Genomic DNA, 14,247 nt, shown 5'->3' on the forward strand with positions numbered 1-14,247 from the left:
GGGGTCACAAGCCCCAGGGGAACAGGATGACGAGGATGACGGCCGAGACCGCCCAGAAGGCGGCGACGAACACGGTGTCGCGTGCGCGCCACGGCACGAGGTGACGTTCGGTGCGGTCGGGGTGGGCGCCGAAGGCGCGGGCGTCCATGGCGAGGGCGACACGTTCGGCGTGACGGATGGCTCCGGCCATGAGGGGCACGATGTACCCGAACCAGCGGGCCAGGGCCGAGAACGGTCCACGTCCGCCGTGGGCTCCGCGCACGCGGTGTGCTTGCCGGATGATGTCGAGCTCGTGGCCGAAGCGCGGTACGAAACGGAACGCGGCGAGGGCGGTATACCCGATGCGATACGGCACCCGCAGTTGCTGCACGCTGGCGCGGACGAGGTCGGGGCCGGTGGTGGTGAGTCCCGCGACGAGGGTCAGGGCGACGATGGCGGCCAGGCGAAGTCCGGTCGCGAGCCCGATCTCGATCGCGCCGCGATACAGGGTCCAGCCGCCCACCTGCCACACGACCGGTGTCGCGTCGACCAGGGCAGCGTCGGTCCACATCGAGAACCCGAGGCCGAGGACGAGCGCTGCCAGCGGGATCGCGAGAGCGAGGAAGAGCACCAGGCGCAGCGTGAACCGGGCGCCGACCAGGAGCAGGACGTACGCGAGCACGAGGAACGCGGCGGGGGTCGCGGCATCCCGCACGAACACCAGCAGGACGATCACCGGAATCGGCGCGAACAGCTTCGCGAGCGGGTTGAGTCCGTAGAGGAATCGGATGCCGGATGCCGACTCGCCGGCGGCGTACGGGTCGAAGCGACGCTCCGCCGGTCCAACGGTCAGGACGGGCCCCGTGGCGCTCATCGTTCCCGCCCGTCGGGGAGATCGCCCAGGCGTGCGATGCGCGCGAGTTCCGGATGCGCCGTCAACCCCTGAAGTGCCTGCCGCAGCGGCGGCAGGCGGAGGCCCGCCCGGGTGACGAGCTCGTCATCCGCGAAGACGTCGGCGGTCGGTGCGGAACGGAGGATGCCGCCTTCACCGACGACGATCGTGCGGTCGGCGTACTCGGCCACCAATTGCATGTCGTGGGTGACGACGAGGACCGTCGTCCCTTCGTCGTTGAGCTCGCGCAGAAGCCCGAGGAGTTCGTCGGCGCGTGCGCGGTCCTGGCCGAACGTCGGTTCGTCGAGTGCGAGGAGGGGGGCGCCGGCGACGAGTGCCGTGCCGACGGAGAGGCGGCGCTTCTGCCCGCCCGACAGCAAGAAGGGGTGGGTGTCGGCCTTGTGCGCCAGCCCGAAGCGATCCAGGAGCGCGTGCGCGCGGGCGTCGACCTCGTCGGGTGAGAGCCCCTGCCGGCGAAGGCCATGGGCGATCTCGTCGAACGCCGTGTGCGCGATGAACTGGTGCTCGGGGTTCTGGAACACGAACCCGATGCGGGTCGCCAGGGTGCGGGCATCCGTACGTCCCACGTCGAGTCCGTCGACGTACACGGTGCCCCGGGGCGGTGGAACCACGCCGGCGATCGCCTGCAGGAGCGTGGTCTTTCCTGCCCCGTTCGCGCCGACGACCGCGACGAACTCACCGGCCGCGACGTCGATGTCGACGCCGCGCAGTACATCGGTGCGACCACGGCGAACGGTCAGATCACGCACGCGCACGATCGCCGGGCGGGCGGGGCCGTTCGAACTCTTGGCCACACGGCCTGTAGCGACCGGCGCGTGCCGGGTGAGTGCCGCGTGCAGCTGCGCGGGCGTCAGCGGCAGGGGATCGAGCGTGTATCCGGCTCGCCGCAACCGCAGTGCGGCGAGCGTGGAGATCGGGAGCCACACCCCCATGTCGTGCAGTTCCTCCGCGCGGGCGCGAAGCACCTCGTCGACGGTTCCATCCGCGACGACCGTACCGTCGTGATCGAGGACGACGACCCGGTCGACGAAGTCCGCCGCCGCGTCGAGGTTGTGCTCGACGAGCAGGATCGCTCGGTCGCCGGCGGTGACGAGGTCGGCCAGGGCGGCGTACACCTCTTCGATGCCGCGCGGGTCGAGGTTGGCCGTCGGCTCGTCGAGAACGAGGAGCGGGGCGCCCATCGCGAGGGCGCAGGCGATCGCGAGACGCTGCCGCCCTCCGCCGGAGAGGCGGTCGGGGTTCTCCGCGCGACGCTCCCACAGCCCGACCCGGCGGAGCGCGCTCTCGGAGCGGGTGAGGACCTCGTCCACCGGAAGACGCAGGTTCTCGGGCCCGAACGCGACCTCGTCGAGAACGGTGCCGGTGACCAGTTGGGCGTCGGGATCTTGGAACACCATCGCGACGTGGGTGCTGAGTTCCGCGACCGTCCCGTCGGTCGTCCAAATGCCGGCGATGTCGATCGCTCCCGACACCGTGGCGGGTACGGCGTGGGGGATCAGTCCGTTCATCGCGAGGGTGAGCGTCGACTTGCCCGATCCGCTGGGGCCGAGCAGCAGCACGACCTCGCCCGGCGAGATGTCGAAGGTGACGCCGGCCGGGACCGCGGCATCCTGCCCTTCGTGCCTGATCGCGACGTCGCGCATCTGTGCAAGGGGACCACCGGTCACCGCCGTGCGCTTCGACGGATCGAGTGACGGGACGGCGGAGCTGTCGCGCTCGGATGCGGTCACGGGGTCTTTCAGGACGGATGCGGAGTCCTGGTTAGCTTAGCCGACCCTAAGCTGGCGTGCCTCGGCGAGCGACGCCCGCCCGACGCAGACCGACGCCGATGCCCAGGCCCACAGCCGTCCACACCACCGGACCGAGCACCGAGACGACGAGATACGTGATCTGCGCCCACACAGGGAACGCGCCGAGATGCGCGGCGAAGAAAACCGCCGCAGCCACGACGAGCCCGATCACGACCGCCGAGATGAAGAACCGCCACGCCGCCCACGTGCGGTAGCGCACCAGTGCGGCCACGAGTTCCTGGATCCCGCCGAAGAGGACCGCCGTCCCCAGGAACTGCATCGCGTACACCGGGGCGATGGCGCTGGAGACCAACGCCGCGATCACGTGCGTCGCCAGGGCCACCCACGGCAGGCGCAGTGTCTCCTGCGCGATGATGCCGGGAAGCACGTGCACGCCCAGGACGAGCCCGTAGACGACGGGAAGCCAGGCGAGCAGAGGCACCGTGATCCATCCGGCGATGCCGCCGAGAAGACCCGTGGCGACACCGATCGCCGCGCAGACGAGCAGCACACGCGTCGACAGGAGCGAGGATCGGGCCACGCGTCGATGCTACCGGCGGTGGGCGGCGTCAGATGCGCCGGCGTCTGCGGGTGAGCTTCACCGCGGGCAGCGGCGGGGCCGGGATCCGCTCGTCACCGTGACCGACGACATGGCCGAAGCGGGCCGAGCCGGACTCCCACGCCTCCCTGGCCTCAACGATCTCATCGTGCGATCGACCGACGAAGTTCCACCACATGACGATCTCGTCGTCGAACGGCTCCCCGCCCAACAGGAAGAGCGTCGCCTCGTCGTCGGCGGTCGTCACGACCACCTCCTCGCGACCTCGGCCCAGGTACAGCAGATGGCTGCGGTCGAGCGTGGTCATGCCCTCGTCGGATGCTGCAACCTCGACCTCGCCGTCGACACCGGCGAGGGCGTACTCCCACTCCGGCGCGAGCGGAACGGTCACACGCGCGCCCGCCGGGAGGAAGATTTCGGCGCCGACGATGGGGGTGTACATCGTCGCCGGCGACGTCGCGTCGCCGAAGGAGCCGACGACGACGGCTACCTCCGCGGGACGCCCACCGTCCGAAGGGAGCGTCACGATGGGCAGATCGTCGTGTCGCTCGAACGAGGGATCGCCGTGCCGGCGGCTCTCGGGCAGTGCCACCCACAACTGCAGGGCGTCCAGGGGCGCCGGGCCGTCGCCGACTGAGTACTCGGAGTGGGCGATGCCGACGCCGCTGGTCATGATGTTGAGCGCCCCACGCTGCACGAGCACGTCGCTGCCCAGCGAGTCGCGGTGGCGCACCTCACCGACGAGCGGCCACGTCACCGTCTGCAACCCGATGTGCGGGTGCGGTTCGACGCGCATGAGCGTGTCTTGCGGCCCGAACCGGTCGAGAAAACACCAGGCCCCCACGAGCGGAAGGTCGCGCTGCGGCAGTGCGCGGTGCACCTCCATTCCCCGAACGCCGCCCAGCGGTACCTCGCGCATCTCAAGCAGCAGCGCCCGCGGACCCTCACACGCCACGGGCGACTCCGCCGCGACGGCGCTGTCGGCATCGAGGCGCGTCATGACATCAGCTCTCGCTACGCCACGCGATGTCGAGTCCGGGTACTTCGTTCTCGCGGAGCCACTTCACGACGGCGGGGCACACCGGCACGACCGTCTCGCCCCGCGCGGCGGAATCCCTCATGGCGTAGCCGATCAGCTCCCCGGAGAGACCGCGACCCCGAAAGGCGGGATCGATCACCGTGTGCGGGTACACGTAGGCACCGCGTCCGTTCACCTCGAATTCCGTGAACCCCGCGAGCACGTCACCCACGTGGATCTCGTAGCGGTGCTCGGTGTCGTTGCGTGTGATGCTCGTGTCTTCGGTCGGTTCGCTCACCGGCGGTTCCTCTCGTCGCTGACTCCAACGTAGGCGGCCGCGCGGGTGTTCCGCGAGGGCCGTCGTCCACGAAGGCTCGCGCGTCGGGCAGACTCGAAGGGTGGACCTGTCCGAACGTGTTGCCGGATCAGAGCCGGATGCCGTCTACGACACGTTCGTCGAATGGGCAGCCGGGCGCGGCCTCGACCTCTACCCGGCGCAGGACGAAGCCGTCATCGAACTGGTCTCGGGCGCCCACGTGATCCTGTCCACCCCGACCGGGACGGGTAAGTCCCTGGTCGCCGTCGCCGCGCACGCGGCATCCCTCGCCCGCGGCGGTCGCTCGTACTACACCGCCCCCATCAAAGCGCTCGTGAGCGAGAAGTTCTTCGCCCTCGTCGAGATCTTCGGCGCCGACAACGTCGGCATGGTGACGGGCGACTCCTCGGTGAATCCCGACGCGCCCATCGTGTGTTGCACGGCCGAGATCCTGGCGAACATCGCCCTGCGTCAGGGCACGGACGCCGACATCGACCAGGTCGTCATGGACGAGTTCCACTACTACGGCGAGCCCGAGCGCGGATGGGCATGGCAGGTGCCGCTGCTCATCCTCGAGCGCGCACAGTTCCTGTTGATGTCGGCCACGCTCGGTAACGTCACCACGATCGCCGAAGACCTCGAGCGTCGCACCGGTCGCCCCGTCGCGCTCGTGACGGGCGTCGAGCGCCCCGTGTCGCTGCACTTCTCGTATGCGCGGGAGCCCGTGCACGAGGTCGTGCAGAAGCTGCTCGACGAGCGAGAAGCACCGATCTACATCGTGCATTTCTCGCAGGCTGCCGCACTCGAGCGGGCCCAGGCGCTGGTCAACACCAAGATCGCCTCATGTGAACAGCGGGACGAGATCGCCACGGCGATCGGCGGCTTCCGCTTCACCACGGGGTTCGGCAAGACCCTCTCGCGGCTTGTGCGCGCGGGGATCGGCGTCCACCACGCCGGCATGCTGCCGCGCTACCGCCGGCTCGTCGAGACCCTCGCGCAACGCGGGTTGCTCAAGGTGATCTGCGGCACCGACACGCTCGGGGTGGGGATCAACGTGCCGATCCGCACCGTCATCGTCACCGCGCTGGCGAAATTCGACGGTGAGCGGATGCGGCAACTCACCGCCCGTGAGTTCCACCAGGTCGCCGGACGCGCCGGGCGAGCCGGCTACGACCCCTACGGCAACGTCGTCGTCATGGCACCCGAATGGGAGATCGAGAACGCCGTCGCGTTGCGCAAGGCGGGGGACGATCCCGCCAAGCGCAAGAAGATCGTGCGGAAAAAGGCCCCTCAGGGGATCGTCAACTGGGGTGAAGGCTCGTTCGATCGGCTGGTCACCGCATCCCCCGAACCGCTCGCCCCACGCATGCAGCTGACCGCCGCGATGCTCATCAACGTCATCGGCCGCGGGGGCGATGTCTTCACCGCCGTGCGATCGCTGGTCTTCGACAACCATGAGCCGCGGGCGCGCCGGTACGCACTCGCCCGCCGAGCGATCGCGATCTTCCGCACGCTCGTCGTCGCCGGGATCGTCGAGGTCGACGCCGATGGTCAGCCCCGACTCACGGTGGACCTCCAACCCAATTTCGCACTCAACCAGCCCCTGTCGCCCTTCGCGCTCGCCGCGATCGACGTGCTCGATCCCGACGACATCTCGGGCGCCGCGCGGTTCGCTTCGGACGCAGACGACGACGTCGCCCCCGACCGCGCCGGATCGGGCCACTACGCGCTCGACGTCGTCAGCGTCATCGAAGCGACGCTCGACGACCCCCGCGCGATCCTGTCGCAGCAGGAGTACCGGGCGCGCGGCGAAGCGGTCGCGGCGATGAAGCGTGACGGCATCGAATACGACGAGCGGATGGCGCTGCTCGAGGAGATCACCTACCCGAAGCCGCTCGATGTGCTGCTCGCGCAGGCATTCGAGACCTTCGCCCCCTCGCAGCCGTGGGTGCGTGACTTCGACCTCTCGCCCAAGTCGGTCGTGCGCGACATGTACGAGCGGGCGATGTCGTTCTCGGAACTGGTGTCGTTCTATCAGCTCGCGCGCAGCGAGGGACTCGTGCTGCGCTACCTCTCCGACGCATATCGGGCACTGCGCCACACCGTGCCCGCAGACGCCCGCACGCCCGAACTCGACGACATCGTCGAGTGGCTCGGTGAGCTGGTGCGCCAGGTGGACTCCTCGCTCGTCGACGAATGGGCAGCACTCGTCGACCCGACGACCTCCGCCTCGGACGAACCGGTGGTTCCGCCCGCCCCGCCGTCGGTGCTCACCAATCGGCGGGCGTTCACGGTGCTCGTGCGCAACGAGCTGTTCCGGCGGGTGCAGCTCGCCGCGCGGCAGGAGGACGACGCTCTCGTCGAGCTCGACCCCGATGTCGACTGGCCGGGGCGGCTGGATGCCTACTTCGACGACCACGACGAGATCCTCACGGGTGGGCCGGCGCGCTCGCCGCGGCTGTGCACGATCGACGAGGCGGCGGCCGGGTCGGGGATGTGGCGGGTGGAGCAGACCATCGACGACCCGGCGGGCGACCACGACTGGCGCATCCGCGCTGAGGTCGACCTGGCCGCGTCGGTCGACGAAGGCACCGCCGTCGTGCGTGTCACCGAGGTCGTGCGGCTGTAGGGCCGAGGCGGTCGTGGGCGCCGCGGCGCCGCGGCGCCGCGGCGGTGGTCGCGGAGCGTGCTGTGCGCGTCGGCGGACCGGCGCAACTCCACGAATCCGGGGTGGTTGAGGCGGTGCGGGCCGGTTCAGGGCCGTCTGGGACCGAGTACGTGGAGTTATGGCGGGAGGGTGATCAGGGGGCGGGACAGGGCACAATCGGGGGATGACGACGTACCTGGCGTTCCTCCGCGCGGTGAACCTCGGGGCGAAACGCAAGTTCCCCAAGGACGACATCCGGAGGGTGGTCGAGGGTGTCGGCTTCACGGGGGTCGAGACGTACATCGCATCGGGCAACGTGCGGTTCGACACCACCATGCGCTCGCGTGATCGCATCACCCAGATGCTCGAACGGGCGTTCCTCGAAGACCGCGGCTTCGACGTTCCCACGATCGTGTTCTCGGCCTCGGAGTTCGCCGAGCTCGCCCGCGAGACCGCACGGCTGCACGCCGAGCGACCAGGCCTCGCCCGGCACTACGTCTATCTGCTGCCCGAAGAGCCCCCGGCGTCTGTCGTAGAAGCCGTCGAGGCGACGTCGAACGACCTCGGCGACATGGTCGTGCGGGGGCGCGCCGCCCACGCGCTTCTACGGCCCGGGTACGAGGACGGGGTCGTCGATCCGCTCGGCGCGACGAAGCTGCTCGGTATCGCGACCAACCGCAACGCCACCGTCGTGACGACCCTCGGTGAGAAATGGTGCACTCCGGCGCGGTGACCCCCACCCCGATGTCGGTGCGGCTGATTACCCTGGGGTGATGGCTTCCCACTCGTACGACGATCCGTACGCCGACCTCGTGTGGGATCCCGACGACCACGCGCCGCCGCCGGACTTCGATGCACCGCCCCCCGAATTCGACGGGCCTGGAGCGGACTCTGCGAACGACCTGTTCGACGGCGCCCCGCACCGTGAGTTCACCGGCTCCGACCCGAGAGCGGTGCTCAAGGAGGTCTTCGGCTACGACGCATTCCGCGGTGACCAGGCCGACATCGTCGAACACGTGATCGACGGTGGCGATGCCGTCGTACTCATGCCGACCGGTGGCGGCAAAAGCGTCACATACCAGGTGCCCGCCCTCGTCCGCGCGGGCACGGGACTCGTCGTCAGTCCGTTGATCGCGCTCATGCACGATCAGGTCGACGCACTCCGCGCGAACGGCGTGCGCGCGGCCTACCTCAATTCGACGCAGTCGCCGTCTGACCGGGCGGCGGTCGAGCGGGCGTACCTCGACGGTGAGCTCGACCTGCTCTACGTGGCGCCCGAGCGGCTCTCGGGCACTGCGACCACGAAGCTGCTCCAGCGGGGCAAGCTCAGCGTCATCGCGATCGATGAAGCACACTGCGTGTCGCAGTGGGGGCATGACTTCCGCCCCGACTACCTCGCTCTGGGTGACCTCGACGAACGCTTCCCGGGTGTGCCGCGCATGGCGCTCACCGCCACCGCGACCCGTGACACCCATCGCGAGCTGACCGAACGCTTGCGGCTCCCGTCGGCGAAGCATTTCGTCGCCAGTTTCGATCGCCCCAACATCCAGTACCGCATCGAGGCGAAGGTCGACCCGCGGCGACAGTTGGTGGCGTTCATCCGGGCGCAGCCCGAGGGGTCCGCGGGCATCGTCTACGCCCTCAGCCGCAAGTCGGTCGAGCAGACGGCGGACTTCCTCAGCGCCCAGGGCATCGACGCACTGCCGTATCACGCCGGGCTTCCTGCCGAGGTGCGCGCGGCGAACCAGGGACGGTTCTTACGCGACGACGGTGTCGTAATGGTCGCGACCATCGCGTTCGGCATGGGCATCGACAAACCCGACGTGCGTTTCGTCGCCCACATCGATCTGCCGAAGTCGGTCGAGGGCTACTACCAAGAGACCGGTCGCGCCGGACGTGATGGCGAGGCCTCCGTCGCTTGGATGGCCTACGGCTTGGGTGATGTGGTGCAACAGCGGCGGCTCATCGACCAGAGCCCGGGTGATCGCGCCTTCAAAACGCGGCTCGGTCAACACCTCGACGCGATGCTCGCGCTCTGTGAGACGGTCGGATGCCGGCGGCAGAACCTGCTCGGCTACTTCGGTGAAGCGTCGCAACCGTGCGGAAACTGCGACACGTGCCTTGAGGCGCCCGACACATGGGATGGGCTCATTCCCGCGCAAAAGCTCCTCTCGACGATCGTTCGGCTGCAGCGGGAGCGCAATCAGGCGTTCGGTGCGGGCCATCTGATCGACATTCTCCGCGGTGCATCCACCGACCGCATCCGTCAGCAGGGACACGACTCACTGTCGACCTATGGTCTCGGGGCTGACCTCTCGGAGCAGGACTGGCGCAGCGTCGTGCGACAGCTGTTGGCGCGTGGCATCCTGGTCGCTCGTGGCGAGTACGGCACCCTGGCGCTCGGGGAGCCCGGAGCCGCGGTGTTGCGCGGGGCAGAGCCCGTTCCGTTGCGGCGCGACGTGCTTGGCCGGGGCGGATCACCGGCACGCCTGCGAAAGTCGTCGGCGCCCGAGCAGGTGGCCGAGGGTGATCGTGATCTCTTCGAGGCGCTGCGGGCGTGGCGGGCGGGTGTCTCCAAAGAACTCGGTGTGCCCGCGTACATCGTGTTCGGGGACGCGACGTTGCGCGCGCTCGCCGAGAAGCGTCCGCGATCTCTCGCCGATCTCGACGGGGTCACCGGTATCGGCGCGAAGAAGCGCGAAGCGTATGGCGATGCCGTGCTGGAGGTCGTCGCCGGCGCCTAGCGGGCTAGCCTGAGGTCATGACGTCATGGGAGACCGTGCGCCCGTACTTCGATCGAGCGGCGATCGTTCACATCGCGACGCTCATGCCCGATGGTGGGCCGCACGTCGTGCCCGTGTGGATCGGCGCCGACGGGGAGCACCTGGTGGTGTTCATGGAAGACGGGTCGCTGAAGGATCGCAACCTGCAGCGGGATCCTCGTGTGGCGCTGTCGGTCGTGCACCCCGAGCATCCGCTCGATATGGCCACTGTCCGCGGACGCGTGGTCGAGCGGATCACGGGGGAGGCCGCGATGCAGATCGTCGACCGGCTCGCACGCGCCTACACGGGCGAGCAGTTCGGAATGCGCTCCGGCCTTGTCGCCTACCGCATCATGCCCGACCGTGCATGGGCGACCGATCACAGCGGCTGAGCCCGCTCACCCCGGCGCGGGTGAGAGAACGGCGCTTGGTCGTCCCCGCGGGTCGAGGAGGACCAGGTTCGCGCTCGCGTCGGCCTGGACGACCAGCCCCGACACGTCCTCGTCACCGGCGCTCCACAGCACGCGTCCGTCACGGTCGCGGAACACGACCCGTCGTCCGTCGGCGATGAGCCGGCCGCCGCGGTCCGGTCCAACGCTGGTGAGCGCGGTCCACAGAACCGTGCCGTTGGCGTCTCGCAGCGTCGGCCCGCGGAGTTCGTCGTTGACGAGCACCCGTGAACCATCGAGGGAGGTGATCTGCTCGCCCGGCAGCAACTGCGGACGGCGATGGGCGTCGAGGCGATCGGTCACCCGCGACTCGCCCAAGAGACTCAGACGCATGAGGTGGCGCACGGTCGGTTCCTGCCAGTCGTTCCCCGTCCACCCCCGCTCGCTCAGGAGCACAAGAGCTTTCGTCAGCGCCGCGATCGGTGTCATATCGCCGATCGACACGGCCCCGGCATCCGCCAGCCACGACCCTGCGGCATAAGCGGTGGCATCGACGGTTCCGGCCAGCACCTGGGTCGCATTGACGATGAGCACCCCTGACGCCGTGGCGGCCCGGATGGCACGGGCGATCGCGCCCGTGGCCGGGTCGTCGGGATTTCCGGAGGGGAAGTTGCCCTCGCCGTAGGACTCCAGCACGATCCCGTTCGCACCGGTGTCCACATACGCGTCGATGAGCTTCTCGAGAAAGCCGGGTGCACCGACCGCCGCGGGAAAGGCGGCAAGCGGCGCAACGGCCGTGTGCGGGATACGGGCTGTGATGTGCGCGAGCCGGTCTCGGGCGCGGTCGAGGGTCGCGGCATCCGACAGGCTCACGGATCGATCGACCGGCCCCGCGAGGGGCTCTTCGGGGTCGACCATCAGCGTGATCCCGAGCTGGGCGAGCGGCGGCAGGTTGGGGGACGAGAACGCATCGTCCATCGTCGCGTTCGTCTTCAGCACGCGCGCGCCGCGGAAGACGTCACCGCGGAAAGCGACCATCACCTCAGGGATGCCCGTGTGCGCCGCGGCGACGGCGGCGCACACGTTTTGGAACGCGTCGGTGTTGAACCGAAGGCTCAGCGTGCCCGTGGTCGCATCCTCGCTGAACAGGGGCACCTGAGACCCGGTCAGCACGACGGGCTTGTCGAGCACGGCCGTGGCAACCCCGCGGGCGTCGAACGCCGACAGCAAGAACGGCAGCGCTCCGGCGGTGTACGCCATCGTGTCGGTGCCGTGCAGCACGATCCACGCGTCGTACCTCGTGTAGTCACCCAGAATCCGGTCCGCGAGCAGACACCAGTCGCTGGGCTGCAGGTTCGTGGAATCCAGTGTGCCCGTCTGCGACTCGGGGAACGACAGGTCGGTGATGTAGTCGATCTCGACATCGTCGAATTGCTGGGCGAAGATCGGGTCGAGCGTCGCCCGGGCCGCGGCCGCGAAGGGTGCCGCCCCCATCGGTGTCAGGGGTGTGCCGGTGCAGCTGATGGTGCCGCCGGTGTTGATGAGCGCTATCCGCATCGTCGCCTCCTGGATCGAGGCTAGCGCCGCGCGGGTCGCGTGTTCAGCGCGCGTTCAGGTTCGCGCTTCGGCTGTTCTCGCCGTACAACTACGGCCTGAGACGTCCCGCGCGTGAGATGTATGAATCCTCCATGTCCGTTGAGGATCGGTTGTGCGGGTTCTACGGTTGGATGCGAACCTCCCTTCCACCGAAAGGTGCCGCCATGGCCGACATCGTTCGTCCCACCACTCCCGCCACACACACCCGCACGCCCGCCGGCGGCGCACCGACCGCGCCGCACACGGCGGAAGAGGCGGCCGAGCCCCGCATCGACGTCGATGCGGTCACCGACCTGCTCCTCGGCACGTGGGCGCACACCCGCCGCGAAGCGCGCGAGATGATCAAGGACCCCGCCCTGTGGCGCGTCGACGGGATGCCGATGGCCGAGCACCGCGAGCGGGTCATGTCGCAGGTGCACCTGCTCGTGCAGCACGGTGCGTCCAAGCGGGCCTTCCCGAAGGAGTACGGCGGTCTCGACGACAACGGTGCGAACCTGGCCGGGTTCATGGAACTCGTGCTCGCCGACCCCAGCCTGCAGATCAAGTCGGGCGTGCAGTGGGGCCTCTTCGGATCGGCGGTGTACCAGCTGGGGACGAAGAAGCACCACGATGAGTGGCTGCCGGGCATCATCGACGCCAGCATCCCGGGGGCGTTCGCGATGACCGAGACCGGACACGGTTCGGACGTCGCCGCGATCGGCACCACCGCGACGTACGACCCCGACACCGAGGAGTTCGTCATCCACACGCCCTTCCGGGGAGCCTGGAAGGACTACCTCGGCAACGCGGCCCTGCACGGTCGGGCGGCCACTGTCTTCGCCCAGCTCATCACCGGCGGCGTGAATTACGGCGTCCACTGCTTCTACGTGCCGATCCGCGACGAGGAGGGCACGTTCCTGCCCGGCGTCGGCGGTGAGGACGACGGCGTCAAGGGAGGCCTGAACGGCATCGACAACGGGCGTCTGCACTTCGACCAGGTGCGCGTGCCGCGCTTCAACCTGCTCGACCGCTACGGGCAGGTCGCCGCGGATGGTAGCTACACGAGCGAGATCGACAGCCCCGGCCGCCGCTTCTTCACGATGCTCGGCGCCCTCGTGCAGGGGCGCGTCTCGCTCGACGGTGCTGCGACCACTGGCACTGCCCTCGCGCTGTACATCGCCCTCACCTACGCCAACCAGCGTCGCCAGTTCGACTCGGGGGCAGGCACCGATGAGGTCGTGCTGCTGGACTACGGAAAGCACCAGCGGCGGCTCCTGCCGCTCCTGGCTCAGAACTACGCGCAGTTCTTCTCGAATGACGAGTTGCTGCGCAAGTTCGACGATGTCTTCAGCGGCAAGGGCGACACCCCCGACGCTCGTGAAGACCTCGAGACGCTTGCCGCCGCGTTGAAGCCACTATCGACATGGAACGCCCTCTCGACCGTTCAGGAAGCCCGCGAGGCCTGCGGTGGCGCGGGATTCCTCGCCGAGAACCGCATGGTGGGACTTCACCAGGACCTCGACGTGTACGCCACGTTCGAGGGAGACAACAACGTGCTGCTCCAGCTCGTCGGCAAGCGCCTGCTCTCGGACTTCGCCCAGCAGTTCAAGGACAAGGATGCCGCGGCCCTCGCGCGTTTCGCCGTCGGGCAGACCGCGGGCAAGGTCTTCCACGGTGCGGGTCTGCGGGCGCTCGGTCAGGCCGTGACCGATTTCGGGTCGACGGCACGTTCGGTCGAACTCGGGCTGCGCGCCGAGCAGCAGCATGAGTTGCTCACCGACCGAGTGCAGCAGATGGTCGCCGATGTCGCGGGTCGTATGCGGCCGGCCGCCAAGATGCCCGCCGACGAGGCCGCCGACCTGTTCAATCAAAATCAGTCCGAGCTGATCGAAGCAGCGCGCGCACACGGCGAACTGCTGCAGTGGGAGGCCTTCACCGACGGCGTCGCGAAGGTCACCGACGAGGGCACGCGGCAGGTGCTCATCTGGTTGCGTGACCTGTTCGGCATGTACCTCATCGAGAAGCATCTCGCGTGGTACCTCATCAATGGACGGCTGTCCGCGCAGCGCGCGGCCTCCGTGTCTCGGTACATCGATCGACTCTCTGCCCGACTGCGTCCGCACGCTCAGGACCTCGTGGATGCGTATGGCTTCGAGCCTGAGCATGTGCGCGCGCCGATCGCGTCGGGCGCGGAGCTTGAGCGGCAGAACGAGGCGCGGGAGTACTACGCCGCGCTTCGCGCTTCGGGTGAGGCGCCGGTGTCGGAGAAGAGCCTGAAGAAGAAGCGGAAGTAGTCGTC

General features: G+C 68.9%; 11 protein-coding genes. 5 read left to right on the forward strand and 6 right to left on the reverse strand.

What is annotated here, in order from left to right; translation table 11 throughout:
* Positions 1–4: 4 nt before the first annotated feature.
* The 5 genes from ACFQZV_RS03300 to ACFQZV_RS03320 all read right to left on the reverse strand — a co-directional run bounded on the left by ACFQZV_RS03300 (position 5) and on the right by ACFQZV_RS03320 (position 4,557).
* Positions 5–853, reverse strand: coding sequence for an energy-coupling factor transporter transmembrane component T family protein (locus ACFQZV_RS03300; RefSeq protein WP_378754170.1), 849 nt, complete (start codon positions 851–853; stop codon positions 5–7).
* Entirely contained in the window at positions 850–2,535 is a 1,686-nt protein-coding gene (locus tag ACFQZV_RS03305) for an ABC transporter ATP-binding protein (protein WP_378754182.1), read from the reverse strand. The genes ACFQZV_RS03300 and ACFQZV_RS03305 overlap by 4 nt, the downstream gene beginning before the upstream one ends.
* A 133-nt stretch (positions 2,536–2,668) precedes the next feature.
* Complete coding sequence (locus tag ACFQZV_RS03310; RefSeq protein WP_378754168.1) at positions 2,669–3,223, reverse strand: ECF transporter S component; 555 nt, start codon at positions 3,221–3,223, stop codon at positions 2,669–2,671.
* A gap of 28 nt (positions 3,224–3,251) precedes the next feature.
* Entirely contained in the window at positions 3,252–4,241 is a 990-nt protein-coding gene (locus tag ACFQZV_RS03315; RefSeq protein WP_378754166.1) for a pirin family protein, read from the reverse strand.
* Between the two features lie 4 nt (positions 4,242–4,245).
* Positions 4,246–4,557: a GNAT family N-acetyltransferase gene (locus ACFQZV_RS03320; protein WP_378754164.1), complete on the reverse strand. Its 312-nt coding sequence runs from the start codon at positions 4,555–4,557 to the stop codon at positions 4,246–4,248.
* Positions 4,558–4,657: 100 nt separating this feature from the next.
* On the opposite strand from ACFQZV_RS03320, the gene ACFQZV_RS03325 reads away from it, so the two are divergent.
* The 4 genes from ACFQZV_RS03325 to ACFQZV_RS03340 all read left to right on the forward strand — a co-directional run bounded on the left by ACFQZV_RS03325 (position 4,658) and on the right by ACFQZV_RS03340 (position 10,376).
* On the forward strand, positions 4,658–7,204 hold the full coding sequence (locus ACFQZV_RS03325; RefSeq protein ID WP_378754162.1) for a DEAD/DEAH box helicase: 2,547 nt from the start codon (positions 4,658–4,660) through the stop codon (positions 7,202–7,204).
* Between the two features lie 202 nt (positions 7,205–7,406).
* Positions 7,407–7,955 carry a DUF1697 domain-containing protein gene (locus tag ACFQZV_RS03330; RefSeq protein ID WP_378750871.1) on the forward strand — a complete coding sequence of 183 codons (549 nt, stop codon included), beginning with the start codon at positions 7,407–7,409 and terminating at the stop codon, positions 7,953–7,955.
* Between the two features lie 40 nt (positions 7,956–7,995).
* Positions 7,996–9,966 (forward strand): DNA helicase RecQ, encoded by a 1,971-nt coding sequence (gene recQ, locus ACFQZV_RS03335; protein WP_378750869.1) that lies wholly within the window; start codon positions 7,996–7,998, stop codon positions 9,964–9,966.
* Positions 9,967–9,983: 17 nt separating this feature from the next.
* On the forward strand, positions 9,984–10,376 hold the full coding sequence (locus ACFQZV_RS03340) for a TIGR03618 family F420-dependent PPOX class oxidoreductase (protein ID WP_378750867.1): 393 nt from the start codon (positions 9,984–9,986) through the stop codon (positions 10,374–10,376).
* A 6-nt stretch (positions 10,377–10,382) separates the two neighbouring features.
* On the opposite strand, the gene ACFQZV_RS03345 is transcribed toward ACFQZV_RS03340, so the two are convergent.
* Positions 10,383–11,930 (reverse strand): asparaginase domain-containing protein, encoded by a 1,548-nt coding sequence (locus ACFQZV_RS03345; RefSeq protein ID WP_378750865.1) that lies wholly within the window; start codon positions 11,928–11,930, stop codon positions 10,383–10,385.
* A gap of 203 nt (positions 11,931–12,133) precedes the next feature.
* Here ACFQZV_RS03345 and ACFQZV_RS03350 point away from each other — a divergent pair, with 203 nt between their 5' ends.
* Entirely contained in the window at positions 12,134–14,242 is a 2,109-nt protein-coding gene (locus ACFQZV_RS03350; RefSeq protein ID WP_378750863.1) for an acyl-CoA dehydrogenase family protein, read from the forward strand.
* Positions 14,243–14,247: the final 5 nt, after the last annotated feature.

The sequence above is a fragment of the Microbacterium koreense genome, assembly GCF_042677105.1.
Taxonomy (GTDB): Bacteria; Actinomycetota; Actinomycetes; order Actinomycetales; family Microbacteriaceae; genus Microbacterium; species Microbacterium koreense.

Coding starts and splice junctions, on each gene's coding strand:
- ACFQZV_RS03300 (WP_378754170.1), bottom strand. CDS start 853: ATGAGCGCCACGGGGCCCGTCCTGACCGTTGGACCGGCGGAGCGTCGC.
- ACFQZV_RS03305 (WP_378754182.1), bottom strand. CDS start 2,535: ATGCGCGACGTCGCGATCAGGCACGAAGGGCAGGATGCCGCGGTCCCG.
- ACFQZV_RS03315 (WP_378754166.1), bottom strand. CDS start 4,241: ATGACGCGCCTCGATGCCGACAGCGCCGTCGCGGCGGAGTCGCCCGTG.
- ACFQZV_RS03330 (WP_378750871.1), top strand. CDS start 7,407: ATGACGACGTACCTGGCGTTCCTCCGCGCGGTGAACCTCGGGGCGAAA.
- recQ (WP_378750869.1), top strand. CDS start 7,996: ATGGCTTCCCACTCGTACGACGATCCGTACGCCGACCTCGTGTGGGAT.
- ACFQZV_RS03340 (WP_378750867.1), top strand. CDS start 9,984: ATGACGTCATGGGAGACCGTGCGCCCGTACTTCGATCGAGCGGCGATC.
- ACFQZV_RS03345 (WP_378750865.1), bottom strand. CDS start 11,930: ATGCGGATAGCGCTCATCAACACCGGCGGCACCATCAGCTGCACCGGC.
- ACFQZV_RS03350 (WP_378750863.1), top strand. CDS start 12,134: ATGGCCGACATCGTTCGTCCCACCACTCCCGCCACACACACCCGCACG.